This is a genomic window from Brevundimonas sp. NPDC007368 (assembly GCF_042869015.1).
Classification (GTDB): domain Bacteria; phylum Pseudomonadota; class Alphaproteobacteria; order Caulobacterales; family Caulobacteraceae; genus Brevundimonas.
Genome location: NZ_JBIAFA010000001.1, coordinates 532764 through 557564 on the forward strand (window position 1 = coordinate 532764; position 24801 = coordinate 557564).

At 64.5% G+C, this 24801-nt stretch carries 24 protein-coding genes; 10 read left to right on the top strand and 14 right to left on the bottom strand.

Annotation, left to right across the window (positions count from 1 at the left end; translation table 11 throughout):
• Positions 1 to 500 precede the first annotated feature (500 nt).
• Positions 501 to 884, top strand: coding sequence for a hypothetical protein (locus ACFYLW_RS02660; RefSeq protein WP_292084073.1), 384 nt, complete (start codon positions 501 to 503; stop codon positions 882 to 884).
• Positions 885 to 1575: 691 nt separating this feature from the next.
• Here ACFYLW_RS02660 and ACFYLW_RS02665 read toward each other — a convergent pair.
• The gene (locus ACFYLW_RS02665) at positions 1576 to 2034 is read right to left on the bottom strand and encodes a hypothetical protein (protein ID WP_292084072.1); all 459 of its coding nucleotides are present in this window, start codon (positions 2032 to 2034) and stop codon (positions 1576 to 1578) included.
• Between the two features lie 638 nt (positions 2035 to 2672).
• On the opposite strand from ACFYLW_RS02665, the gene ACFYLW_RS02670 reads away from it, so the two are divergent.
• On the top strand, positions 2673 to 3134 hold the full coding sequence (locus ACFYLW_RS02670) for a hypothetical protein (protein WP_292084071.1): 462 nt from the start codon (positions 2673 to 2675) through the stop codon (positions 3132 to 3134).
• 558 nt (positions 3135 to 3692) lie between these two features.
• Here ACFYLW_RS02670 and ACFYLW_RS02675 read toward each other — a convergent pair.
• A complete protein-coding gene (locus tag ACFYLW_RS02675) occupies positions 3693 to 4085 on the bottom strand; it encodes a response regulator (RefSeq protein ID WP_292084070.1) in 393 nt (130 codons plus the stop codon).
• A 39-nt stretch (positions 4086 to 4124) separates the two neighbouring features.
• Between ACFYLW_RS02675 and ACFYLW_RS02680 the strand changes: the two genes are divergently transcribed.
• The 3 genes from ACFYLW_RS02680 to ACFYLW_RS02690 are packed head-to-tail and all read left to right on the top strand — an operon-like array spanning position 4125 to position 7269.
• A complete protein-coding gene (locus ACFYLW_RS02680; RefSeq protein ID WP_390182730.1) occupies positions 4125 to 6608 on the top strand; it encodes a CHASE3 domain-containing protein in 2484 nt (827 codons plus the stop codon).
• On the top strand, positions 6605 to 6988 hold the full coding sequence (locus ACFYLW_RS02685) for a response regulator (protein ID WP_390182731.1): 384 nt from the start codon (positions 6605 to 6607) through the stop codon (positions 6986 to 6988). Before ACFYLW_RS02680 ends, ACFYLW_RS02685 begins: the two co-directional genes overlap by 4 nt.
• The gene (locus ACFYLW_RS02690; RefSeq protein WP_390182732.1) at positions 6985 to 7269 is read left to right on the top strand and encodes an Hpt domain-containing protein; all 285 of its coding nucleotides are present in this window, start codon (positions 6985 to 6987) and stop codon (positions 7267 to 7269) included. Before ACFYLW_RS02685 ends, ACFYLW_RS02690 begins: the two co-directional genes overlap by 4 nt.
• Here ACFYLW_RS02690 and ACFYLW_RS02695 read toward each other — a convergent pair.
• The 5 genes from ACFYLW_RS02695 to ACFYLW_RS02715 form a co-directional block, all read right to left on the bottom strand.
• Entirely contained in the window at positions 7253 to 8677 is a 1425-nt protein-coding gene (locus tag ACFYLW_RS02695; protein ID WP_390182733.1) for a glycosyltransferase family 2 protein, read from the bottom strand. The two genes, ACFYLW_RS02690 and ACFYLW_RS02695, sit on opposite strands and share 17 nt — an antisense overlap.
• On the bottom strand, positions 8674 to 9672 hold the full coding sequence (locus ACFYLW_RS02700) for a HEAT repeat domain-containing protein (protein WP_390182734.1): 999 nt from the start codon (positions 9670 to 9672) through the stop codon (positions 8674 to 8676). Before ACFYLW_RS02700 ends, ACFYLW_RS02695 begins: the two co-directional genes overlap by 4 nt.
• A gap of 59 nt (positions 9673 to 9731) precedes the next feature.
• Complete coding sequence (locus ACFYLW_RS02705; RefSeq protein ID WP_390182735.1) at positions 9732 to 10793, bottom strand: YaiO family outer membrane beta-barrel protein; 1062 nt, start codon at positions 10791 to 10793, stop codon at positions 9732 to 9734.
• Positions 10768 to 11175 carry a PleD family two-component system response regulator gene (locus ACFYLW_RS02710; RefSeq protein WP_292084061.1) on the bottom strand — a complete coding sequence of 136 codons (408 nt, stop codon included), beginning with the start codon at positions 11173 to 11175 and terminating at the stop codon, positions 10768 to 10770. Before ACFYLW_RS02710 ends, ACFYLW_RS02705 begins: the two co-directional genes overlap by 26 nt.
• A 351-nt stretch (positions 11176 to 11526) precedes the next feature.
• Entirely contained in the window at positions 11527 to 11979 is a 453-nt protein-coding gene (locus ACFYLW_RS02715; protein ID WP_390182736.1) for a PA2169 family four-helix-bundle protein, read from the bottom strand.
• A gap of 323 nt (positions 11980 to 12302) precedes the next feature.
• Between ACFYLW_RS02715 and ACFYLW_RS02720 the strand changes: the two genes are divergently transcribed.
• Positions 12303 to 13892, top strand: a complete 1590-nt coding sequence (locus ACFYLW_RS02720; RefSeq protein ID WP_390182872.1) for a sensor histidine kinase — start codon at positions 12303 to 12305, stop codon at positions 13890 to 13892.
• A 280-nt stretch (positions 13893 to 14172) separates the two neighbouring features.
• On the opposite strand, the gene ACFYLW_RS02725 is transcribed toward ACFYLW_RS02720, so the two are convergent.
• Positions 14173 to 14385 carry a hypothetical protein gene (locus ACFYLW_RS02725; protein WP_292084059.1) on the bottom strand — a complete coding sequence of 71 codons (213 nt, stop codon included), beginning with the start codon at positions 14383 to 14385 and terminating at the stop codon, positions 14173 to 14175.
• Between the two features lie 249 nt (positions 14386 to 14634).
• Between ACFYLW_RS02725 and ACFYLW_RS02730 the strand changes: the two genes are divergently transcribed.
• Positions 14635 to 15864: an MFS transporter gene (locus ACFYLW_RS02730; protein WP_390182737.1), complete on the top strand. Its 1230-nt coding sequence runs from the start codon at positions 14635 to 14637 to the stop codon at positions 15862 to 15864.
• 163 nt (positions 15865 to 16027) lie between these two features.
• Here the strand turns inward: ACFYLW_RS02730 and ACFYLW_RS02735 are convergent, their stop codons facing one another.
• The 5 genes from ACFYLW_RS02735 to ACFYLW_RS02755 form a co-directional block, all read right to left on the bottom strand.
• Entirely contained in the window at positions 16028 to 16510 is a 483-nt protein-coding gene (locus ACFYLW_RS02735; RefSeq protein WP_313412973.1) for a hypothetical protein, read from the bottom strand.
• 332 nt (positions 16511 to 16842) lie between these two features.
• The gene (locus tag ACFYLW_RS02740) at positions 16843 to 17061 is read right to left on the bottom strand and encodes a hypothetical protein (protein WP_292084056.1); all 219 of its coding nucleotides are present in this window, start codon (positions 17059 to 17061) and stop codon (positions 16843 to 16845) included.
• Positions 17062 to 17485: 424 nt separating this feature from the next.
• The gene (locus tag ACFYLW_RS02745) at positions 17486 to 17749 is read right to left on the bottom strand and encodes a hypothetical protein (protein ID WP_292084055.1); all 264 of its coding nucleotides are present in this window, start codon (positions 17747 to 17749) and stop codon (positions 17486 to 17488) included.
• Positions 17750 to 17949: 200 nt separating this feature from the next.
• Positions 17950 to 18150 carry a hypothetical protein gene (locus ACFYLW_RS02750; RefSeq protein WP_292084053.1) on the bottom strand — a complete coding sequence of 67 codons (201 nt, stop codon included), beginning with the start codon at positions 18148 to 18150 and terminating at the stop codon, positions 17950 to 17952.
• A gap of 188 nt (positions 18151 to 18338) precedes the next feature.
• Positions 18339 to 18515, bottom strand: coding sequence for a DUF1328 domain-containing protein (locus tag ACFYLW_RS02755; protein ID WP_292084051.1), 177 nt, complete (start codon positions 18513 to 18515; stop codon positions 18339 to 18341).
• Between the two features lie 284 nt (positions 18516 to 18799).
• On the opposite strand from ACFYLW_RS02755, the gene ACFYLW_RS02760 reads away from it, so the two are divergent.
• The 3 genes from ACFYLW_RS02760 (at position 18800) to ACFYLW_RS02770 (ending at position 24229) form a co-directional block, all read left to right on the top strand.
• Positions 18800 to 20182, top strand: coding sequence for a recombinase family protein (locus ACFYLW_RS02760; RefSeq protein WP_390182738.1), 1383 nt, complete (start codon positions 18800 to 18802; stop codon positions 20180 to 20182).
• A gap of 23 nt (positions 20183 to 20205) precedes the next feature.
• Entirely contained in the window at positions 20206 to 21621 is a 1416-nt protein-coding gene (locus tag ACFYLW_RS02765; protein WP_390182739.1) for a recombinase family protein, read from the top strand.
• A gap of 508 nt (positions 21622 to 22129) precedes the next feature.
• Positions 22130 to 24229, top strand: a complete 2100-nt coding sequence (locus tag ACFYLW_RS02770; protein WP_390182740.1) for a ParB N-terminal domain-containing protein — start codon at positions 22130 to 22132, stop codon at positions 24227 to 24229.
• A gap of 192 nt (positions 24230 to 24421) precedes the next feature.
• On the opposite strand, the gene ACFYLW_RS02775 is transcribed toward ACFYLW_RS02770, so the two are convergent.
• The gene (locus ACFYLW_RS02775) at positions 24422 to 24706 is read right to left on the bottom strand and encodes a hypothetical protein (protein WP_292084047.1); all 285 of its coding nucleotides are present in this window, start codon (positions 24704 to 24706) and stop codon (positions 24422 to 24424) included.
• Positions 24707 to 24801 lie beyond the last annotated feature (95 nt).

Consider the following 24801-nt stretch of genomic DNA (forward strand, 5'->3'; position numbering starts at 1 on the left):
TGAGGTCATGACGCCACATCCGCCGCACAGACTGTCCGTCGCCCCGATGATGGACCGGACAGAAAGCCTATTTTTTTCAAACGGTTAAAGGTATGGCGTGTGCGAAATTTGCACACGGAGTTCTACTTTTATTTTCTTTTCGTTCTCGCTAGCAGGCACGAGTTTCCACGTCAGAACCGTCGGCAGTTAGAAGGTCGCGCACTCCATCCGCGAGAAGTTGCAATGGCTTTCGCCTGCCCTCGCTACTTGTCACGCTCGCCCTGCCACGAAAAAGGTCACTACAGTGCGTAGCGTCTTGGTCGCTGCCGAACCCGGGCATCTTCAGCCTGTTGAGATAGGAGTTCGAATCCATAGGGGCGCACCGCCGCCGTCACTACGAAAGGGCGCGATGGTGTTCGCCCCAGGCGCCGGTCTCACGCCCTTAAGCGGACCTTCCGAGAGTCTGCGAGGGGTGGGAAGCGGACATTGGCTGACAGCCGCCCGGCGACTAGGCTCGCGCTATGAAACAGCTATCCGCGCTCGAAATAGCCGCCGCTGTCGTTCTGGCGAAGCAAGTCAGCCCCGATGGGGGCCATGCTCTCATCGAGCAGTTGAAGACGGCTGAGGTTTCTGGCCGTGAATTCACAGGTTTCGGTTTTTACACTGAGTTCAGCGTGGACAGGGCGTTGCCGCCCGCCGTGGTCACCGTCAGCCCGGGGGGATGGGTTCGCTCTGAAGTGGGGCCGGATGCCTACCCCCTAGAATTCATGCTCTACGTCAAAGACGGCTACGCGGAGATGATCGAAGCCTACAGCTATTTCGACGGCTACGGTGACATCGACCTTTTGACCGCATCATTTACCGCGCCCAACGCCTTCGATCCTCCGGCAATCGAGGCCAGCTAAGGGTCGATTGCGGGCCTAGGCGTCAGCGCCGAAAGCAGACGTTGGCGCCCGGGCCGGAAAACGGACGCTCCCGACGTCAGCTAAGGGTGGGAAGCGGTCATTACGGTGCTAGGCTATGGCGCGAAAAATCTGACGGGCGCAGGCGTGGCTTCAAGCGCATCCCACATCGCCTTCACGGTGTCGCGCTTCCCGGTTTTGCAGTGCTCGCGCGCTAGCTGGATCGCACTAAGCTCCTCGGGCCAGAGACTTCGGCCCAGACGTCGTTCCTGGAAAGCGATGAACTTACTCGGGCGCATAGGTGACCGTAGGCCTCTTTCCGCCGATCTCCTAACCCCATCACCCCAGCATCATCCAAGTCCCGTAAGCGGACGCTCGGAATGCCTGGGAGGGGTGGCAAGCGGACCTTGGTCGAACCGCCACCAGCCTAGCGGTTATACAGGTGGTCCGAATAGACCAAGGAGGCAGCTGCGAGCGTGAATAGCGCTACAAGCAGCCATCGGGCTTGTTGATTTAGATCGTCGGGACCGCCCATGATTAAGCCTCTCAGCTGTTGCGCGCTGGTAAACGCATTCGCATCAATGTCCGTCATGGGTCGAGATTCGACTTTGGCATCTGGCCCGAAACCGGAACCTTGGCCGAACAGCCTGGCAGTGCAAGTGCCCAACTTCCCCTAGGGGTGGTTAGTGGACGTTCAGCGACCGATGGAGTGGCCAGTGCCTGCGAGGTGTATCAGTGAAAGCATCATCACCACCCCGAAGGAAGCGTACGCCAGAAATTGGAGGATGGGCGCTTCGCGCGCCAGCAGCATCACCGCGATGACTTCGATGAAAAGAACCGCCCGGATTGTCAGTAGAAGCGGCGATCCCGCACGGCTCCCGAAGATGCCCCATTGAGGGTCCAGGACGGGGGTGAGGCGAAACTGAAACCCATGGTCGCCCATCATCTCTTGGTTCGCCGCCTTGATGCCCCTGTGGCACCTCGGATCAAAGAGCATCCGCAGAAAGAGAAGAAGGGCGACCGCAGTCGCCAATAGGGCAAGCGGATTGGCAAGCGTCGCCCGTGCCGGTTCGTATGCGGCGCCTATGACCACAACCGCACCGCCGAGCGCAGCGATTAGTAGGGAAAGCCAATAAATCCAGCGTGAGGACATGCATCGAACTGAGCATCGACCGGCAGTGTCCGCAATGGGGCGAGACGCAACTTCGGGCTGCGGCCGAAAATCGGACCTTCACGCTGCCCAGCCGAACAGGGCTGAATAGTTCTCAGGATCGTCCACGGCGGCGCACCGCCGCCGTTCCTACGAAAGGCCGCGATGGTGTTCGCCTCAAACGCCGGTCTCATGCCCCTAAGCGGACCTTCCGCAAGTCTGGGAGAGGTGGAAAGCGGACGTCTCGCATGCAAATCTGGAGCCATGTGGACAACTCAACGCACACCAGAAGAAGTGGCTCGGTGCCTACGAGACTTCATCGACGGCACTGGCGGCGAGTGGGATTGGGACGACTTCGCAAGCGTCACGATCAAGGATCAGGCTCTCGAAAGCATCCGCCAGCGGGCTACTCGAACTGAGCCATTGAAGGCTGACATTAAGCAGCTTCGGAAGCTATTGGCAGAAGCTGAAGCGCTGTGCGCTACGCCTACTAATGTCCGCTGAGGGTCGAGATGCGACTTTGGCATCTGGCCCGAAACCGGACCTTGGCCGAACAACCCGGCAGTGCAAGTGCCCCACTTCCCCTAGGGGTGGTTAGCGGACACTTGCCGTAACGTTGGGGCGGTTGTTACGTTCATGACATGTGGGTCCGCCTAACCATCTGTGTCGCGGCTCTGCTCGTCAGCGGATGTGACCCGATCTACGGCGTCGAGAGCCGAGCCACCCTCTCCGGTCCCGTTGATGCCCGGTGCATCAATGCAGCCTTGGCGAGCGTCGTCGGTGCGGGCCGTGTGGCGTGTGAGCGTAGCGAGAGCCGATCGACGGAAATCTATCCGAAACAGCGTGAGGTCCTCACTGTCATGCACGTATGGAGCTACGGCGAGGGCGGCAGCGACATTTTGCAGATCAATCAGACACCGGACGGATGGGATTATCGAAATGCACGCAGCCGCATGGGTTCGGCAGTGACAGACGAAGAAATAGCCCGCTTCCAGCCGTTGATGCTGGCGGTGATCCGCAACAGGTCGCTTTGCGAAGTAGACATTCCCATGCGGGGGCTGGCATATCTTGAGCGGGTGGTGCAGCCGCAGCCGCTGATCTGATCTTCTGGTCGCGCAGACCGGATCTTCTGCTGATTGATTACGCCGTTGGCGTAGCCCTTCTCCTCGGCTGAGTCGTCGTACTCTACGCAGTTTCTATGACAATGATGGATAGTCGCCTCAGCGTGGGCGGCTTCATTAAGTTCATCATCACATCAGTAGTGATGATGCTGCCTACCGCTCTCGCATTGGGCCTGTTGTGGCTCTCGGCGCTTTACAAGAGCGGGGCGGGCATAGCCTCTTCAGCAGTGTTTTTTAATCGTCTCGCTTGTTTTCATCATGCTGCTCCCAGGATGGCCGGTGATGCAGGCAAAATCGACCAAATTGATCGGGCCATTGGTTGCTCTCGGAGCGACCCGCGGGATCCGATGGTCCCTTGTCATCGCTGGCTTCCTGACTGGTGGGGTCAATCGGGCTCTTCCAGCGATATCATCTGCGACTGAGGTCTGGTCAGCGCTGACCTTGGCGGTATTGGGCGGCGGGATCGCCGTGCTCTCTGCAATGATAGCGACCAGCATTGCGGTCACTTCCGCCAAGCTGATGCTGGCCGAGAGTTAAGTGTCAGCAGTCGACGCCTATGGCCGAGGTTTGCTTGCTGCCCCGGTCGCACAGCGCATCCGCAAGAGCCTCCGCGGTGAATGGCTTGGTGAGGACGGCGTGAGCGCCGAGGCCGGAAGCCATCTGCAGAATGGGACCGGGGCCTAGCCGCCCCCCGCCGGTCATAGCGACGACCCGCATTGTCTCCCTGAGATGACGGGTATCCATAATAAAGTTCAGCCCGTCCCGGTCGGGCATCAAAATGTCCAGCAGAACGGCGTCGGGCGACCATTGTCGCACGATGTCCAACCCTTCATCGACAGTTTCGGCGGTCATGACCTGGTAATCCATACGCTCCAGCATGTCCTCCAGATGACGCAACAAAAGGGGATCGTCCTCGATGACGCAGACTTTCACGGCGGAGCTCCTGATTGATCGTCCGTGTCTGTCTAGCCGATGACGATCACGGTTCGTCAACCAGGGCGGCGTCGCTTTCGCTTTGCCCTGGGCCTTGCTTCGGTGTTCTTCGCCGTGACTCTGATCGTCATTGGGGTGGAGCTTCGGCGTGAATTCGCCGGGGCCGCAGCCTTACGTGCGGCCGTAGACCGGTCCTACGATACTCGATTGCAGATCCAGTCCGTCTTCTCTCTGCTCCAGGACGCCGAGACCGGACAGCGCGGCTACATCATCACCGGCGATAATCGGTTTCTGGAACCCTATGATCTGGCTCTGACGCGGATCAGCGCGCAGATGGACGCCCTCGGCGTCCTGTTCAACGCCGACGAGGCGCAGACCGCTCACCACCAACGCCTGTCACAGGAAGTGGCGCGTAAACGCCGGATCATGGAGCGCAGCGTCAATCTGCGCCAGGCAGGACAGGCCGGAGCCGCCGTGGCGTCGGTGTCGAGCGGCGAGGGCAAGGCGACAATGGACGAGATCCGCCAGGTGGTGGATCAGATGACGCAGCGCGAGGCCGAGCATCTGGCCGCCCTGTCCGCCAAGGCCGCAAAGCGGACCGCGCGCACGGAGCTTATGGTCCTGTTGTTGTTCCTGGGCCTGGTCGTCATCGCGGCGGCGACGGTGTTTATGGTCTGGAGATATCTGGCGACCCGAAGCCTTCTTCTGGAGCGGCTGCAGGCCGCCGCCGCGCGACACAGCGCCACCCTGGACAGCGCCTTCGACGCCATCGTCACCCTGAACCCGAGCGGCAGCATCGAGACCATGAACCCGGCTGCAGAGCGCATGTTCGGCTGGCGCGCGGAGGAAATCGGTCGGCGGGACGTCGGAATCCTGATCAACCTGGCGGAAAACGGCGAGGGCGCGTTCCTGGATCGGCTCGGCGCCAGTCAGGGGGCTTGGGAGGACGGCCTTCTACGCGAGCTGACCGGGAAACGTCGGACGGGGGAGAGCTTCCCCGCCGACGTGGCCCTCGGCGCGATGGACTTGCCCGCCGGCCGCCATGTCGTGGCCGTGATCCGGGACATCACCGAACGCCGCCGGGTGGCCGAGATGAAGGATGCCTTCGTCTCGACGGTCAGCCATGAGCTGCGCACGCCCCTGACCTCCATCGCCGGCTCGCTCGGCTTGCTGGCCGGCGGCGCCGCCGGCGACCTGCCCGAGAGAGCCGCCCGCCTCATCGGCATCGCCCATTCAAACAGCCAGCGGCTGGTCCGGCTGATCAACGACATCCTCGACGTCGAGAAGCTTGACGCCGGCAAGCTGGTCCTAACCATGTCGCCGCTCGATCTCCGAGACATCGCGGCACGGGCGATCGACGGCGTCAGGGGTTACGTCCATCAGTTGGGCGTGAATCTGCGTCTTGAGGACGGCGCTTCCGCGCCGGTGCGCGGCGACGCCGACCGGCTGATCCAGGTGGTGACCAATCTGCTGTCCAATGCCGCCAAGTTCTCTCCGGTCGGCGGCGAGGTGACGGTCACCGTCAATCCGGAAACCCGGATCGCCCGGCTTAGCGTCGCCGACCACGGCCCCGGCATTTCGGAGGAATTCCGCTCGCGCATCTTCGGCAAGTTCGCCCAGGCGGATTCGACCGACACGCGCGCCAAGGGGGGCACGGGTCTGGGTCTGGCCATCGCGCGGGACATCGCCGAACGCCATGGCGGACGGCTGTGGTTTGAATCCGCCGAGGGCGAAGGCGCCACCTTCCATCTCGACCTGCCGCTGGACCTGCCGGACGCAGATCAGGGCGAGGGGCCGGGACGTTTGCTCATCTGCGAGGACGACCCCGATTCCGCACGGGTTCTGGTCGAGATGCTGTCCCTTGAAGGCTATCAGGCCGACGTGGCCGTCACCGCCCGGGACGCCCTGGCGATGGCGCGCAAGGGGGTCCATGCGGCGGCGCTTGTCGATCTGCAGTTGCCGGATGCCGACGGCGTCAGCCTGATCCGCGCGCTGAAGGCCGGCGGCGATACGCGCGCCATGCCGGTGATCGTCGTCTCGGCGGACGCGGCCCGAGGCCAGGCGCGCGGACGCTCGCTGGAGGTGGCGGACTGGATGGAGAAGCCGGTGGATCAGGCCCGCTTGCGCCTTGCCGTGCAATCTCTTGTCCGGTCAGACGCAAAGCCGCTGGTCCTGCATGTGGACGATGACCGGGACATCCTGGAGGTGACGCGCCATGGGCTTGAGACGGTGGAAGTCGTCGGCGCGGAGAGCCTGGCCGATGCGCGCGCCGCACTGGCTCGCCGACGGCCCGACCTGGTGATCCTGGACCTTGGCCTTCCGGACGGAAACGGCCTCGACCTTCTGCCGGAACTGACGGACGAGGAGGGGCGCACCATCCCGGTCGTCATCTATTCCGCGCAGGACCTGGATCGCCAGGCCGCGCCGGCGGTTCAGGCCGTGCTTACCAAGTCCCGCATGTCCCTGACCCAGCTGGCGCGCACTGTGCGCCGCCTGACACGTCGCGCCGGAGGCCAAAAATGACAGCCCTGAACATACTGCACGTCGACGACGAGGACGACATCCGTGAGGTCGCAGCCTACGCGCTCGCTCTCGATCCCGCCATCGTCCTGACCTCGGTCGCCTCGGGCCAGGCGGCGCTCGCCGCGCTGGACGAGGGACTTCGGCCTGACGTCGTCCTGCTCGACGTGATGATGCCGAACCTGGATGGAGCCGGGACCCTTGCGAGGATTCGCGAACGGCCGGCTCTTCGAAATACGCCCGTAATTTTCATGACGGCGCGAGCGCGATCCGGAGAAATCGATCAGTATCGCGCCTTGGGCGCGCTGGACGTCGTCATCAAGCCTTTCGATCCCATGACCCTTGCCGCAGACGTCCGGGCCATCCTTGCGGCTGGCCAATGAACGACCTGTTGGCTAGCCTCAGGGCGCGGTTTCTGGACCGCTGCGTAGGCGATCTCGCACGCATCGAAAAGCTGCGCGAGCGCGACGCCCTGAATACGGAGGAAATGCAGGCTCTGGTGCATAGGCTCGCGGGCGCCGCCGGCACTTTCGGCTTTCCTGCAATCAGCGACGCGGCGGCCGACTGTGACGACGCCTTGGCTCAAGGACAGGCGCCCGATCGCTCTAAAGTCGAGCGACTGACGGCCGCCCTCGAGGAGGCCTTGGCTAGGCGGGCGGACTGAAACCCTTACGCGTCATTGCGCCCCACGACTGGCTTCGACGCAGGTATTGCCACAAGCCGCGCAGCCGCCACAGGTTGTTGAGTTGTCGATAGCCGAAGTTTTCCAGCACCGCCGCAGCGGTCAGCAACAGGAGGTGGCGCGCGCGTGGAAAGCGCCTGAGCTCTGACTCCTCCAACGCCAGCGCTCCCACGGAAATCACGACTCCGAAGGTGAACGTGATGGCCAGGAAGGCCAGCAGATAGTCCAGAGATAGCAGTCCCAGCGCCCAGAAGGCCGGGATGAGGAGATAGCCCAGCAGCTCCACCACCGGTCCCAGGATATCCACGAGGAAGATGTAGCCGAAGCCGACGGGACCGAGGCGGCCATAGCGAGGGCGGAACATCACGTCCCAGTGGCGTTCGAAGGTCTCAAGAGCCCCGCGATGCCAGCGCGCCCTTTGGCGCCCCAGGACCCGGATGTCTTCCGGAGCCTCGGTCCAGCATACAGGCTCAGGAACGAAACCTATGCGATACGGTCGGTCTTGATCGCGCATGAGGCGGTGAAGCTTGACGACCAACTCCATGTCTTCGCCGACCGTCCCCCGGGTGTAGCCGCCGGCTTCGATCACGCGTGCTCGCCGGAAGAGGCCAAAGGCGCCCGAAATGATCGTGAGCGTGTTGATCCGGCTCCAGGCAAGCCGGGCCATGAGGAAGGCGCGCAGATATTCGACGGTCTGCAGCAGCGCGAGCAGATTGCGTGGAGGGCGGACTTCCAGCACCTGGCCGTCTCTGATGAGGCAGCCGTTGGCGATACGCACGGTGCCTCCGACCGCCACGGTGCGCTCAGGTTCTTCGACAAAGGGCTGGACTGCGCGCAGCAAGGCGTCGGGCTCCAGCAAGGAGTCGGCGTCCATCGAGCAGAAGATCGGAGCCCGGGATATGTTGATGCCGGCGTTGAGCGCGTCGGCTTTGCCGCCGTTCTCCTTGTCCACGACGATCAGGCGCGGCTGGTGCGCGGCCGTGTAGACGCCTCTTATCGGTTGATGATCCAGGGCCTGCTCATAATGACGATGCGCAGGATTCAATTCGTAGGCGTCGATCAGCACCTGCAAGGTGGCGTCCCTGGACCCGTCATTGATGACGATCACCTCGAAACTGGGGTAACGCAGGGACAGCAGCGACCTGACGCTTTGAACAATCGTGAGCGCCTCGTTGTAGGCCGGAGCCAGCAGGGCGATAGGCGGCGAAGCCTCGGCGTAGCGACGCCACAGGGCGCCGGATTCCGGGATCGCCGGCCGGGCGGCGAGCGCGCCGGCCGCCAGCAGCAACTGGATCAGGTAGACGAGATTCTGGGCGAGACCCATGCCGATCACGAACATGGCGATCGACCGGGCGAATCCCACCAGGATGAGGGCTATCTCCTGGGTCACGCCGCAGCCTTCATCAGCCCGCGCTCGGCCAGCGCGAGAGAAGCGGCGCGACGCACCACGTCATGCTCATCTTCGATCGCCGTGCGCAGGATGGCGACCCCCGGATCGCCGAGGATGGCCAGCGCCTCGCCAGCGCGGAAACGAACCCACCAGGCCGGGTCTCCCAGCGCCTGTCGCAGCCGCGGCGCGGCATGGACCAGCCTGATCCGACCGACAGCCTCGCAGGCGGCGGAGCGAACCTGCCAGGCCGCGTCGGTCAGCGCCGCCGTCACGGCCGCCTCACCAGCCGGATGAGCGAGAAGCCCAAGGGCGCGCACCGAGGCGATACGCAGTTCCAAGTCCGCGTCGGTCGCGGTTCGCACCAGAGGCTCCACGGCACGATAGTCTCCTGACGCGCCTAAAGCGTCTGCCAACATCGCGCGGGTGGCGGAAGGAGCGAGAGGAAGAATAAAGACGTCCAGAGCCTCCGTCGGCGTCGCTTTAGCGGCACGTCTGATGACGGGTTCGTACAGCAGGGAGTCCTGGAGGCCGCGTCTGGCTATGTCCGTCAGCATGTCCTGCAACGGCGGAGCGGCGTCCATGTCCAGAAGAGCGGTGAGGACCGCTACGCGAAAGTCCCCTTCGCGTGATCGGGCCAGGGCCGACCGCAAGGCGTCTACGGTCGCCACATCTGGAAAGGCGGCCAGCGCCTCAGCCGCCGCTATTCGGCCGGCCTTGCTCCCCCTGTCGAGTCGGAGGCGCAGACGGTCGGGAAGCCCCAACCGAGCGAGGCTTTCGATCAGGCGATCCCGCTGCGCGCCACGTACAAGCCCCAACACCTCCACCAGAGCTTCGGCCATCAGACGGGCTCGCATCTGATAGGGCTTCAGTTGTGGTTCCGCCCCGACGTCGCCGTTCAGGATCGCCAGGAACAACCTGCGGATCTGGGCCTCATCCCCAGCCCGTTTGCTGTCGAACCGTTCCCGCAGAAGGCGGGCGAGAATCAGACCCGTCATCCAGACCAGGGCCGCTGCGATGAGCATCAGCGAACTCCACCACAATGCGGTTAGAAAGCTCACCAGAATCGCCAGCCCAGACCGAGGGTGATCGCCTTTCGATCATAACGACCCCGATCTTCTTCCAGGCCGCCCACCCGCAAGCTGATCTGGTCTGTCAGACCGATCTCGACGCCGGCGCTGAGGGCGCGCACGTCTGTCGTCAGACCTTCACTGCTTTCGGGAGCGTCAGCGTAGTCCGCCCGGAAACGCAGACGGTCGGTCGGGGTCCAGTTGACACTGACGGCGTAGCCGGCGCGGTGCTGGTCGGTCTCGTCCCAGACGTTGATCCAGCGCGCGGCCAGCCGCACCCGTCCTTGTGAGAGGTCGGCGACCAGCCCGGGCTGCAGACTGCTCACGTCCCCGCTTGCGAAGCGCGCGGCGGAGGCGTCCAGCGTTCCGTTGATGCTCGGCAGAAGATGGACTTCCGCCCCGACGCGCGCCGAGACTGTCGGACGGTAGTCCGCCTCCACGGCGCCGCCTAGCGCGCCGTAAGCTTCGCCCCAGGGGAAGAGACGGTCCAGCCGTCCCTCGACGAACAGGTCCCGTTTGTCGAACCGTTCCGTCCATTCGCCTACGCCCGTGATCGTCGAGCGTTCATCCATGGCATGGGCGGCGGCGACACGCACTTCGTTCCAGTCGGACAATCCCGCGCCAAGGCGGCTCCTTGAGCCGTCCAGATCAAAGCGCCAAGCGGGTTGCGGCCGCAGGGCGCGGGCCAGGGCTTTCAGATCAGCCCGTTCAGGCGCCGCAAGGAGCGCCTTATCGGTTTCCATTCTAGCGCGCCTGGCGTCGCCGCGCCTGCGCGCGACGAGCGCCAGCCCGAGGCGGGCGTCCACATAATGCGGGGCCCGGACCAGGACGGCCTGGAAGTCCGCCTCGGCCTCGTCCAGCCGGTCAAGCGCCAGGAGGGAGAGGCCGCGATTCAAAAGGGCGTCCGTATCCTCGGGCCTAATCCGAAGAACCGTATCCAGCTTGGCAAGCGCCGCCTCGCTGCGTCCCGCGCGTCGGTCGCGGACGGCCTCCTCATAAAGTACGGTCGGATCCGGGCGGACCTCAGCCGGAACGTCTTGAACGAGCATCGTCGCGCTCCATGCTCGAGTCCGCGATGATCCGGCTGATGCGCTGGACGAGTTCTTCGGGAATGAAGGGTTTGGCCAGATAGTCGGCGGCGCCCAGCTGAAGGCCGCCTACGATGTCTTTTTCGTGTTTTAGCGCTGTCAGCATAATCACAGGGACAGCCCGCGTGGTTTCGTCGCTTTTCAGGCGACGCAACACCTCGAAACCGTCCATGACCGGCATCATGGCGTCCAGAACGATAAGGTCCGGTTTGTGAACCTGGGCGAGGTCCAGAACCTCCCCGCCGTGCTCGGCCGCGATGACCTGATGCTCAGCCGCCGCAAGCTTGTGTTGCAGCAAAGCTCGCAACAACGGGTCGTCGTCCGCGATCAGAATCCGGGCCATATTCTTACTCCACTACCCTGCGCCCTTCACCCTATGGGAGGAGAGTATGAACCAAGCCCTAGCAAGCGACCGCTCTGGTCCGGGTCTTGGCGGCCATCGAACTTGACGGCGAGCGCGGCGGCCTGAAGGCGCGGCGCCGAACAGATGCGGGGTGAAGGCGTGTTCGACGCCCCCAGATGCATGACGCCGCGCCGTCGCTTTCGTCTCTTATCGATCGCCAACAGGCGTCGAGCGGGACGTGCGAGGGCGCCATTAACAGCGTCAGGCCTTCGGCTTCTGCCGAAGGCCTTCAGCCTTGAGCGCCCACGGCGGGCTTCAGACCTGCACGCCTTCGCTGTGCGACAGGGGATCCTAACCTTGGCGATGCTTCAGGCTGCTGATCACGTCATGGTCGGCCTTGATGGCCGCATAGGCCGCGGCAATGCGTTGTCGCAAGGCGTCGGGAAGAACCGCCTCCTCTGCAGCTTTTTCAAAACGCGCCTTGATGACGTCTTCTCCGCGTTCGACCTCGTCGATCACGCCGCTGTCATCACGCCCCATGAGTTCGCCTCTCAGTTCGGCGAACTTGTTATGGACGCGGCCGAGCAGCGACTGGTCGTCTTCCGGTTCACCCCCCAGGTTACGCACTTCGGATTGGAGTTGACGGCTCAGCTCTTCGCGTCTGTCCGCACGATCCTTGAACATGGTCTTGAGTTCGGGATTGCTCGCGCCGTCTGCGGCGTGTCGATAACCATGAACACTGTCCAGGGTCGTTTCGATCAGATCATTCAAGGTTTTGACGGCTTGTCCATTGTCGACGTGCATTGAGGCGATGTCCTTTGCGTAACGGCCAGATAGAACCTTTCATGTTGCGTCATGTTCCGTGATTTCTTCTGGAGGGGCGCCTGGAATGCGGTCTGGCGAGGAAACGACCGGCAAGGTTCGCATTGCTCGTGGGCGGAGGTCCGTTCCGCCTTGGCCCAGCTTGGCGGGGGACGCCGGACTCGCTGCGCGAGCGGACCGAACAGGCAGCTCGCATCTTCGTGCACTCATGGTCACAAGGAACTTAAGGTAAAGCCTGTGGTTCTCTCTGTCGGGTTGGCGAAGGGGCAGTCGTGCGAAGGCGCTTGACGATATTGGTGTTGAGCGTGGCCGTCCCCGCGGCTGCGGCCCTCGGTCTCCTGGTCGGCCTCAATGTGCTCGAGGCGCGTCGCGCTCATGAACGCGCGCTTCTGGCGACGGCTCGATCAGTATCGACCGCCATAGATATGGATGTGGTGCGAAAGCTTGACGCCGTCGACGCGATCACGAGTTCGGACGCCTTGGCCGCCGGGGACTGGAGGCGCCTAGGAGAACGGACGAGTCGGCTCGGGTTGGGGGAGGGCATAGAGCTGTCCGTGGTCGATCCGGGAGCGGCCCACGCCCTCCATATGCCGGTCGGCGAGACGCCGGCCGAGCAAGCGGTCCCGATGACGATCCGCCCGGAATATGAAATCCGGTTCGGGGCGCAAGGACGGGCCAGAGTGTCCGATCTGCATGGGGCTTTCCGATCCGAGGCTCCTGGCATTGCGATCGGGTCCGCCCAGCAAGCCCCGGAGACCAAACCGGCGGTTGTCCTGATCGTCCCTCCAACCCGGTTTCTGGACGTGATCACTCGCCAACCGGTTTCAGAATCCGCCCTGGTCACCCTCGTCGACGCCCGGCGCCGCGTGATTGCACGGTCTCGAGACCACGCCGTTCATCTGGGGGCGTCCGCCACGCCGGCGATGATCGCTGCAATGGCGGCCGCGCCGGAAGGCGTGGTGGCCAGTCGTTCGTTGGACGGCGATCCGACTGTCGTGGCCTACACCCGATCAGAGCTGTCCGGTTGGACAACCATGGTCGTGGTGCCGCGCTGGTCGTTGGAAGCGCCCATCTGGACCAACGTCCTGGGAGTCGGCGCGGTGTTTCTCCTTCTCGGCGGGTTGAGCCTGGTGGCGGTGCATAACCAGTCCAACGCCATTTCGCGTGAGCTGGAAGCTCTGGAAAAGGACGCGGCTGCGCTGGGAGGCGGAGGGATCGTACCGCCTCGCCAAGGGCGCATAGCGACCATGGCCAAGGTTCAGAAGGCGCTCAGCTGCGCCTCGGTCGAATTGAGCCGACGTGACGAAAGACAAACCCTCCTGATCAACGAGCTCAATCATCGGGTCAAGAACACCTTGGCGACCGTCCAGGCGCTTGCGGCGCAGACCTTTAGAGGGGCGGAGCACGAAGCTTGCCGCAAGTTCGAGCGAAGGCTCTCCGCCCTGGGTCGGGCTCATGATCTGCTGACGCAGGCGGCCTGGACGGAAGTCGAGATGCAGGATGTTTTCGCGCGTTGCGGGGAAAACCATGAGGGACGAATTCGCGCCCGCGGCCCTTCCGTCATGTTGCGGCCCGAGGCGGCGCTGGCCCTTTACATGTGCGCCCACGAGCTCACCACCAACAGCCTCAAGTACGGCGCGCTGGGCTCGGAAACCGGCAGCGTAGAGATCGGGTGGTCGCGTGAGGAGGATGGGGTCGTCCAGCTTGTCTGGCGCGAACGCGGAGGGCCTGTCGTGAGCCCGCCTACGCGCGAAGGGTTCGGCACGAAGCTGATGGACAGATTGGCGCGGCATGAACTGAACGGCAGGCTGGAAAGGGAATACCGACCGGCTGGCCTGGTGGCGCGTGGACGATTCCGCCTGTCCTCGGACAGCCGGTTTCGTTCCGACCTCTGACCGCCAGGACTTCGGCGCGCGCAGCGACGCTCATCTTCCTAAGCTATGTTGAGGACGCCTGGCCCTTTACGTGATCATGAAGACCGATCCCTCCCCGGGTCTTGCGTCGAATGTATTGCAGCGACGTTTGATGATCTGTTGATGGAGAGGCGATCAAGTGGCTACGGCGATCATTCTTCGCTGCCGACGCAAGCAGCCCGGCTGTGGCCTTCGCATCTGGTACGAGTACGCGCCGATCGTCGACGGCAGCGCTAGGAGGCGGCCCAATCACATGATGGCGTCAGCGGATAGCGCCGCAGATCTGGCTCGACGTTCCGGGTTCAGCGTCGACGGCGATGTCATGGATGTTCAGGTCTGAGCTGGGGCGCTGATGGAACGCTTGCGACGCGGTCTGCTGATCTTCGTGGTTCTGGCGACCACATTCTTCATTGGCGTGAGCATCAGCGTTCTCATCTGGAGCTTGCAGGCGATCTGATGAGGCGGCCCAGGCCATAGCTTGACTGTTTTGGCCGTTCGACCGACGGCGCGATGCAGGAGCGAAGGTTCGTGTCATTCTGTGGTGAGGATGAGGCTGAACGTCGCGAGAATCTGGAGCGATCCGGCGGCCCACAAAATTCCAGGCAGGCGCGCGGCGTTGGCCTCACCTTCTGATCCGTCTGTTCTCCGGCACGCGGGAGATCGAATTGCTATAGGTGCGCGGAAGAGCCGCGCGCCGCGTCGGCCCGCAGTATCGAGTGCGCCCATGACCATTCCGACAGATCTGACAGACGCCCAGCCAGCCCCCAATATGGCGACCTCGCCGCGGTTTCTGATCGGGATCGTCGGCGCCGTGGCCTTCGCCCACCTCCTCAACGACCTCATTCAAGCGGTCCTGCCGGCCATCTATCCGATGCTGAAGACGAAGTTCGCCCTGAGCTTCACCCAGATCGGCCTTGTCGCCCTGGTCTATCAATTCACGGCTTCGCTGCTTCAACCGTGGATCGGCTTCTACACGGACAAGCATCCCAAGCCCTATCTGCTGCCCTGCGGGATGTTCGCCACCCTGATCGGGATCGGCTTGCTGGCGACCGCCGGCGGCTTCACCATGCTCCTGGTCGCCTCGGCGGTGATCGGGGTGGGGTCCGCCACCTTCCACCCGGAAGCCTCGCGTGTCGCCCGTCTCGCCTCTGGCGGACGGTTCGGCACAGCGCAATCGACCTTCCAGGTCGGCGGCAACACCGGGTCCGCCATCGGGCCTCTGGCGGCCTCGCTGATTATCCTGCCCCTGGGCCTCACCGCCGTGGGGTGGCTGGCGGTCGCTGCGGTGACGGCGATCTGGGTGCTCTTTGGCGTCACGCGCTGGCGTATCCGCAACCCTCACGCCATGGTCGCGGCCAAGACCCTGAGCGAAGGCCCCCAGCTAAGCCGGGGCCGGATCATCGGCGCCCTGGCGGCTATCGCCGTGCTGATGTTCGCCAAATTCATCTACATCGGCGCCTTCACCAACTACTTCACCTTCTACCTGATCGAGCGTTTCGCCCTCTCGGTTCAGGATTCCCAGTTCCACCTGTTCGCCTTCCTGGCGGCCGTGGCGGCGGGGACCTTCGCCGGCGGCCCGATCGGCGACCGGATCGGCCGCAAGGCCGTGATCTGGCTGTCCTTCCTCGGCGCGGCGCCCTTCGCCCTGCTGTTGCCCTACGTGGATCTGGGGTGGACGACCGTCCTCTCGATCGCCATCGGCTTCGTCATGTCCTCCGCCTTCGCGGCCCTGGTCGTCTATGCGCAGGAACTCGTGCCGGGCCGTGTGGGCCTGGTGTCGGGCCTGATGTTCGGCCTCATGTTCGGCATCGGCGGGATCGGCGCGGCGGGCCTCGGCCTGCTCGCGGACGCCAACGGCATCGTCTGGGTCTACAAGCTGTGCGCCGTACTGCCGCTTCTGGGCCTGGTCACCGCCCTGCTTCCTGACGTGAAGACGTCGGGGGCGGTGGGTTAGGCCTGGCCCGTCGTTCTCAGAGACGGACGGGCGGGAACTGGAAGTCATAGGTCCAGGGGGACGCGTCTTTCCCTCTATCGTGTCCGATGCCGTGCGCCCCGCGCTTCCACCCATGGCGTTCAGGGCCCCCTGCGCCTCGGCGCAGCGAGGACGGCCTCGCTTGTTAAGGGCGGTCGCCGGGCTGGGGCGTGGTGGTCGTGACGACGGCCGTGCTGCTGGACGGGGGCGTCACCACCGTCTGACGCTCGACGACGACCGGCTCGGAAGCCCGCGCTTCGGCTGCGCGCGCCTCAGCCTGGGCGCGGATCGCTTCAGCGCGAGCCGTCGCGCTTTGGGCCTGTGCGATCGCCACGCTGTCCCGAGTGCTGCTGAGCTGGTTCTGAGCCAGAGCGGCCTCTGCCGTTTGCCTCGCATTGTCCGCCGCTGCTTCTGCCTGGATGACGCGCAATTCGGCGTCAGTGGGCGCAGTTGCTGGACGCGTCAGGAAATAGATAAGGCCGAAGACGACTGCGGCGAGAAGAATGCCGACAACCCACCACAGAGCTATATTGGTTTCACGTTCGACGATGATGGTCTCCGGCGCGCGGCGGATCGTGCTGCCGATAGGCGCGATCACATTCGGGTCGTCACGTTTGAAATCGTCCACGGCTTTCCTCCTGATTGCTGCGATCAAATGGCGCCGCGGGACCTATGGTTCCGCTTGTTTTCCAAAACTCCCAACGACCGGCCTCTGTCCTGAGAGCATCCCGGTCCGCACGCCGTCTCATGGTCGGGCCAGTGTCCGCGATTTTTTGTGAGAAAACTCGCCCAGCCTGTGATGAGTTCGCTTCCGAACTCTGGAACCTCAGGCGTTCACGAGCCGTTCGAGCCAGACAGCGCCGGCTGTTCGAGCGGCCTGCCGGCGATAAGCGCCGCTCGTCCCCTATCGAGTTGAACCCATCCTTCCCCCTCGCCCTGATCGGCGAGGGGCTTTTTTTGTCAGTTCGCGCCAGTCAAAATCCATGAGGACCTGGCCCTTAGGGAGACGGCGACTTCCCGGGCAAAGGCCCGGTGGGCCTCATTCTCGTCGAGTATCACCCGACCGGACCTGTTCCGACCGCTGGTCACCCGGTAGCAGGTCTGTTTCCGTTGGCCGTCAGCCATGCGTTTGACACGCGTCAGCTTCACACCGGCCTGGGCGCGGATCAGCTTCTTCATAGGAACCTCCTCTCCCTGGAGTCAGGCCAGGGCGGCGGCTTTGGTTCCCGCCCTGGCGGACGAGCAATCCTGACATCAATCGGGCCTGAAGGGCGCGTGGCGAGCGCCAAGGGAAGACATCTGGACGGTTGCGGCGCTTCGCAAGGGAACAAGCCTTCCATCCTGCGGTTACCCCTTCGCACTTCCCCAGAGGAATGCAGGTCGGTCCGGCGTCGTGCTCAGCCAAACCCCGTACGCACCGGACCGACTAATTCTTCTTCCCTCGCTCATTGTCCGACCAAAGTTTGGATCACAGCCATTCTTGAAAGCGGCTGGGGCGCAGCTCCCGCGCCGGTCCGTCGTGCGGTGAAGGCCGAAGCGGTTTTTGTGCAACCGCCTCGGCCTTGACCGGAAAAGACCGGTCCTTTCGGATTAGGCTCGGCGTTCAGGACGGACTCTGCTGGCCCTTGCCGCGCTGTTGTTCCTGAAGATCGCCTTCCGGCACGGCGCCGGCCGGTATCTTCGTCAGGTTTCCGTTTTCGTCCGAAAGACAGTCGGCGGCCCTCTTGTAGCCGCTCTGATCCAGGGTGGTTTCGCGAGCCGCCTGTTTCTGAAGGCTGTCTTCACCTTGGCCGAGGCCGCTGTCGTCGGCTTTCCCGGGCTGGGGACGGGTCGGGTCGCGGTCGGGATCAGGCCTGGATTCAGTCACCTTCCATCTCCTCAGTCCGGGTTTGCAATGGGCGGGGTCATGGGCGATCGACGATCCTCATCGGGGTCTTCGCCCTCCGCCTTGGACGTCTCCCGCCGCGCCTGAGATTGAAGGCTGTCGTGATCCTGAGGGTCGTCGTTCGGACCGGCGTCGGCCGGCGCGCTTTCATTGGGTCGGGTATCGGTCACAACGGCGCTCCTTCAGCTTCCAGAGCCAAAGCCGTCAGGGCCGCCAGCGCCGGCGGCGCCTTCGCCGCCCGATGCGGGCGCCGGGTCGTCCTTGCCCGGCTGGCGCTGGGCCTGATCGCGGAGATGCTCGCGCTGTTGCGGGTTTTCATCCGGCTGGGGCGTATTGGTTTCCGGATCCTGTTCGCGGTCCGCGTTGGGTTGGACGTCGGTCATGTCGTTATTCCTTCTGGGTTGCAGGAAGGGAAGCGGCTGCGGAAACGGGCGTTCCTGCACTGGCGTTTCACGATAAGTTTGGACGTGGCCGGGAACCCGGCGAGGCGGAGGTCTGCGCGGCTGCGCGGCGGACAAGAAAAAGGCCCCGGCGACGACCGGGGCCTCTTCGGCGGCGTGACTGAAGCGCGTCAGAGTCGCGGACCGCGCCCGCGCAGGCCGCCGACGACCAGGGAGACCACGAACAGGATGACGGCGATGACGGCGATGAACTTGGCGATCTCGAACGACATGCCGGAGATGCCGCCGAAGCCGAGCACGGCCGCGACCAGGGCGATGATGAAGAAGATGATGGCCCAACGAAGCATGGAACGGTCCTCCGGAGTCTGTTGATGGAGGTCAAGCTCGACACCTCCCTGCCGATCATTCGACGTGCGACCAACGCGCCCTGGATTTGACTGTTCCATCCTGGCGGATGCGCCGGCCCGCCGCGCAAGCCTGCGCAAATGCGACGCGGGCTTGACGCATGGCCGCGGGCAGGGACCTATGGGTCCCCATCGCGGCGAGCTCCATGCGTCACGGAATTCGTCTACGAGCGAGGAGGACCGACCCTCATGGCCGTCCCCTGTCCTCGGAGGATGGAGTGGCTCCAATGGAGAAGCGCCCGGCCCCGGAGTACTCGGCCCATGTAGACGACTGGGTGGTGCGGCGGATTCGACCCGCAAGGATTGAGGAGAGCCCGAAGTCGATTGATCGGCGGGCGGCCGCCTATCTCAGGGTCTCGACGCTGCGACAGCCTACGTCTCTGGCGCTCCAGCGGCGGGAGCTCCAAGGCTACGCCCGGAGCGAGGGCTTCGACATCGTCGCGGTGTACGAAGATGTCGGGAAGAGCGGCATGACCTTGGAGAAACGGTCAGGCTTGAGCCGTCTTCTCTTCGACGTGGTCACGAAAAGGGCGAACTATGCCCACGTTCTGGTCCTCGACATCAGCCGATGGGGCCGCTTTCAGGACCCTGACGAGGCGGCGCACTACGAGTTCGTCTGCCGAAGTCACGGCGTCTCTGTAACCTACTGTCGCGACCTGGTGGGGGTCGGCCCTCCGGCCCAACTCGCCAAGCAGGTCAGGCGCGTGATGGCGGCGGACTATGTCCGGCAGATTTCGGACAGGACGCGCAGAGGAAAGCGGGGGGCTGCGGAGGCGGGCCGCGCGCCGGGCGCGTGGCCCCGGTACCTTGTGGACCGGCAGATTATCGAAGCTGACGGGACGTGCGGACCTGTTCTGAGGTGCGGCGGCTTTCGCTCTCATCCGCTTCAGTCCTTGCGCCTGGTTCCCGCGACCGGGGAGCGGTCCCAGACTGTACGGCGCATTTTCCAGATGTTCGTCGAAGGCGGCAGGTCGATGGCGGATATCGCATCGATCCTGTCGGAAGAAGGGATCTTCTGGACGGACGGATCGCGTTGGACGCGTCGCCGGGTCGCCAGAATCCTTCGCGACCCGCTGTCGAAGGGACTGCAACACTATGGCCGTTCCCGAACCGTACTGGGCGTCCGCGGACCGGAGTTGGACAGCGGCCGTTGGGGAGAAATCCAGGTCTTCGAGGGGATCGTGTCGGAGGAGATGTTCGAGGCGGCGCAGGCGCGATTTAGAGCGCTCGACGGCCGATATGCCCATACCCGGGAGGAACTGGTTTCCGGGCTGAAAGCGCTCCTTGACAAGGAAGGAAGACTTACCGCCGCCCTGATCGACGCCTGCCCCGAAATTCCAAGTGCGAGACGCTACATGTCGCGTTTCGGCACCCTTGCGGAGGCGGAACGATTGGCCGGCTACGTCAAGCCGCGGGTTTCGCGGGGCGCGGCGCCGGATGGAAAGCCCCTTTCGCGGGCCGCCATCCTCGAGGGGCTGCGTCGACTGCATCAAGACAGGGGGAGGGTGAATGTCTCCCTGATACAGGCGGATCGTCGTCTTCCATCAATCGGTTTGATCCGAAAGACCTTCGGCACGGTTACGGCCGCCTATCGCGCGGCAGGCCTGTGATGGAGGAAGATCCGTCTTGCGGCATGGATGATCTTCCGGCCAGGCTGAGACGCCATTTCGGGCGGGACGCCGACGGCGCGGTCGTCCTGTCTCCAGATACGTCCCGGCCTGAGCGAAAACCGGCCCTCGCTGCGCAATACCTGCGTATGTCCACAGACCATCAGCGCTACTCCCTGGGAAATCAGCGCGCCTTCATCGCGGGCTTCGCGGAAAGCCGTGGGATCGAGATCGTCCGCACCTATGAGGATGCAGGAAGAAGCGGCGTGACCGTCGACAAACGCCCCGGCCTCCAGCGCCTCCTGTCGGAGGTTCTGTCAGGGAAGGCTCCCTTCTCGACCATTCTCGTTTTCGACGTCAGTCGTTGGGGCCGGTTTCAGGACGCCGACGAGGCGGCGCACTATGAGTTCCTGTGCCGAGAGGCCGGCCTCTCCGTCATCTACTGCGCGGAGCTCTTCGCTGACGACAGCTTTGGCTCGGTCTTCAAGCAACTCAAACGGGTCATGGCTGGAGAGTACAGTCGGGACCTGTCTGCCAAGGTTCGCGCCGGGCGCCGGGCGAAGGCGGCTCGAGGCCGCGCCCTGGGCGGCGGCGCCGTATACGGCTTTCGGCGCCAGGTGGTGAACGCGGACGGGAGCGCGGGACCCATCCTTCAGGAGGGACAATGGAAGTCGCGGCCCGACCAGGAGGTCCGCTACATCTGGGGGCCGCCGGAAGAACTCGCAGTCATACAGCGAATTTTTGAGTGGTTCGTGCATGAGGCCCGCAGTCAGGCGGGGATCGCGAGACTTCTCACACAGCAGGGCGTCCTATGGCGTGACGGAACCCCCTGGAACGGTGATCGCGTACAGAAGATACTCAGACGGGAACTGGTTGTCGGCTTCCAGGCCTACGGGAAGTCCAGGGTTGAGCTGGGAAAGCGCACGATTGCTGTCGATCGCTCGCAATGGACCTACGTCCGGGTTCTTGAACCCATTGTGGATGTGGACACCTTTGTCGCGGCCCAGGAGCGGATGGGCGCGCTGAAGCGAGGTCACGGCAAGACTGAAGAAGAGATGGTCCGCGAACTGGCTTGTCTTCTGGCGCGTCAGCGACCCACGCTTGAGGCGATAGCCAAGGCTGAGAACATGGCCTCGCCCACGGTCTACCGCAGCCGCTTCGGCTCCATGAAAGCAGCCTATGAGCGCGTCGGCTTTCGCTACACGGGGTATCGTCGCGGGCTGAACCCGGACGGGACGCCGCTTGATCGCGACCAGACCATCGAGGCCTTGCGCGCTCTCCACAAGCAGCACGGGCGGATCTCTCTCAAGCTGATCAAGGCGTCGCCGGGGATTCCAGGCGATAACCGGATAAGGACGATATTCGGGTCCATCGCCGAAGCCTATGAAGCGGCAGGTCTCCCCGTGGGGCCTCGTGTAGGACGCCGTCGCGCCCCCAAGTGAGCGATGGGAAGGCGATCCGCACAGGGCGAGGCTTGACGGGTGAGATCTCCTCGCCGCATCCTCCTTTATGCAGCCCGAGGTGTGCGGCGAGCCTTCCCGTCGATGACGGCGCAACAGGGATCGACCTGCCCTGCAGCCATGTTTCGCCAGGCGGGTCGCGCCTCGTCTTCGGGAAATTCCATGACCTGAGGCGACCGTCCTCCGCGTCGGCCCGGTTGGACAGGGCGACTGCGGAACCGACGGAACGCCCGCCCGAAGAGGCGAAGGGCGCTAAGGGCTCCGCCCTCGCGCGGGCCAGGGTGAAGCGGCTGCGCCGCCGGATCGGCCGGTCTCCCCAGCCTTCCGCGCGGCCAGCGTCGCCAGGGATGTCACACCTGTGAGCTTGTGCAGGCCGGGTGATCCCCCTCCGCCCGATCCGCCCTGGCCCTTGCTACCCCGGTCTCGCCGACGGGCAGGGTTTCAGGCGCGCCTTTCGCGTGCCTGCAACCCTTGCCCAGAGGAGGCAGACATGACTGCTCATTCCATCCAGACGCTCGCCATGGCGGCGACTGACGTCGCCGCCCCGGACCTGCGCGATCCGGCGGTTCAGGAACCGGCGCACGGCGCGGAGATCGTGGTTCCGCTGAACCGGTTGAAGGCCTCGCCGAGGAACGCCCGGAAGGTGAAGCATTCCGAAGCGGCGATTGAGGCGCTGGCGGCGTCGATCAGGGCCAAGGGGGTGTTGCAGCCGCCCGTGGTCGAGATCGAACGCTCGGCGAACGGCGCCGGGACAGGAAACTATCTCGTGACCATCGGGGAGGGGCGGCGGCAGGCTCTGCGGCTTCTGTCCAGGAGAAAGGCGATCAAGCGCACCCATCCGGTCAGGGTGACGGTCGATACCGACAATGACGCCCACGAGATCAGCCTCGATGAAAACATCACGCGCGAAGCCATGCACCCGGCCGATCAGTTCGAAGCCTTCCGCAAGCTGGCGGAAGACAGGGGTTACGGCCCGGAGGAGATCGGCGCGCGTTTCGGGGTCTCCGCTCAGGTGGTGCGACAGCGCCTGCGGCTGGGCGCGGCGGCGCCGGAACTGATGGACGCCTATCGCGAGGGAAGGATCACCCTCGACATTCTCACCGCCTTCTGCGTCAGCGAGGATCAGGACCGCCAGCGTCAGGTGATGGCGCAGATGGGACCCTATCCCTCCATCTACGCCATTCGTCGCGCCATGACCGAGGCCAAGGTCCGCGCCGACGACCGGCGCGTCGGTTTCGTGGGGCTCGAGGCCTATGAGGCCGAAGGCGGCGCTGTGCTGCGCGACCTCTTCACCGAAGACGGAGGCGGCTGGCTGGAAGACCCGGTCCTGCTGGATCGGCTGGTCGGCGAGAAGCTGACGGCGCTCGTCGAGGACGCTCGCCAGCGCGAAGGCTGGAAATGGGGCGGGGTCTGCGCCGAGTTTTCGGAAGCGGCGGGCTTGGGGCGGGTCTATCCGGCGGCGGTCGTCCGGTCCGAGACGGAGGTCGCGGAGATGGCGGCGCTGTCGGAGGAGTATGACCGGCTCATCTCGCAGGCCGATGCGGTGGAGCTTCTGCCGCCCGAGACGGACGCCCGACTGGAGGTCATCGACAGGGCCTTGCAGGCCTATGGTCCCGACTACGATTATACGCCCGAGGCCAGGGCGCGGTCCGGGATCATGGTCATGCTCGGCCATGACGGTCTCGCCCGCTTCGAGCGCGGTCTGGTTCGGGCCGAGGACGCTGCTTCGGCGCCGCCTCCGCCGTGGGAAGAAGAGGCCGGGAAAGACGAGACCGGCGACGCCCGCGACGATCCCGAGGACGACCGCCCGGGTTCCAGAAACGATGGGGTGGAACGGGACCCGGAACGGGCGCCCCTTTCCGATCGCCTGCTCATGGACCTGACGGCCCACAAGACCATGGGTCTCAGGGATGCGGTTCAGGCCGATGTCGCCGCCGCCCTGGCGACGGTGGTTCACGCCATGGCCTTGCAGGTCTTCTATCCCGGTTACGGCGACTTCACGCCCCTGCAGTTGCGCCTGTCCGTCGGAGGGCTGGAGCGCTATGCGCCGGGGGTGGGCGACGGTCCGGCGGGGCGGCGCGTGGCCGACCGTCTCGAGGCTTGGGGCGCGCGGCTGCCGGAGAGGGCCGCTGAGCTCTGGGCCGTGATGGCGCCGATGAACCGCTCCGAGCTTCTCGACCTTCTCGCCTGCTGTGCGGGCGCCGGTCTCCACGCGGTGCGCGATCCGCATGATCGTCGACCCGGCGCATGGGCTCAGGCCGAGACGCTGGCGACGGCGGTCGGATTGGACATGACGGCGACATGGTCGGCCACCGCCGCCAGTTATTTCTCCCGCGTCAGCAAGTCACGGGTGGTGGAAGCCGTTTCGGAGGCGGCAGGTGCGGAAGAGGCCGGGCGTATCCTCGGCCTCAAGAAGGCCGACATGGCCGACGCCGCCGAACGACTGGTGGAAGGACGCGGCTGGTTGCCCGTCGTCCTGCGCGCTTCCCCGCCCGCCGTCCTTTCGGAAGCAAAGGAGCCGGCCCCGGTCGATACCCGTACCTCGGATTTCGAGGAAAGGCAGGGCGGCTGCGCCTTTGCAGCGGAATAGGCGAAGACGGGAAATGGCCGCGCGTCGGATGGGCGCGCGGCCGACCGCCGGAGGCGAGCAACTGCGCCCGATGGCCGCCGGGACCGCGAGTTCACGCCGCGAGATGTTTCGCTCGCAAAAGCGCGGCCTTGCCCCGCCATCGAAACAGCCGCGCCAGGACCGAAAGCCGGTCCGGGGTGACGGGGCGGCGGATTAGTTCGCCGCCGGGACCGCCGACTGAGCCGCCTCGCCGACGTTCTCCGCAGCGGCGCCAACGCTCTCGGCAGCGCCCGCGATAGCGTTGGATTCAACCCTCTCGCTCTGGCTCATATTGAGCAGGAAGTAGGCGATGACGCCGACCACCAGCAGGCCGAGAATGAGAGCGACGACCGCGCCCATGCCGCCGCTCCTTCTTTCCGAGACGACGGTCGGGCCGTCGGTCGTCGTGGTCCGTTCGACGGAGCCGTCCGGGTGTTGAACAGTGCGTTCGGTAGGCATGCTTCTGTCTCCTCCGTGAACCTGTTCAAGCGGAGCAAGACCTGACGAGTTCCTTAAAGCCAAGCCGCCGAGGATCATGAAGGGCGCTCCGACGT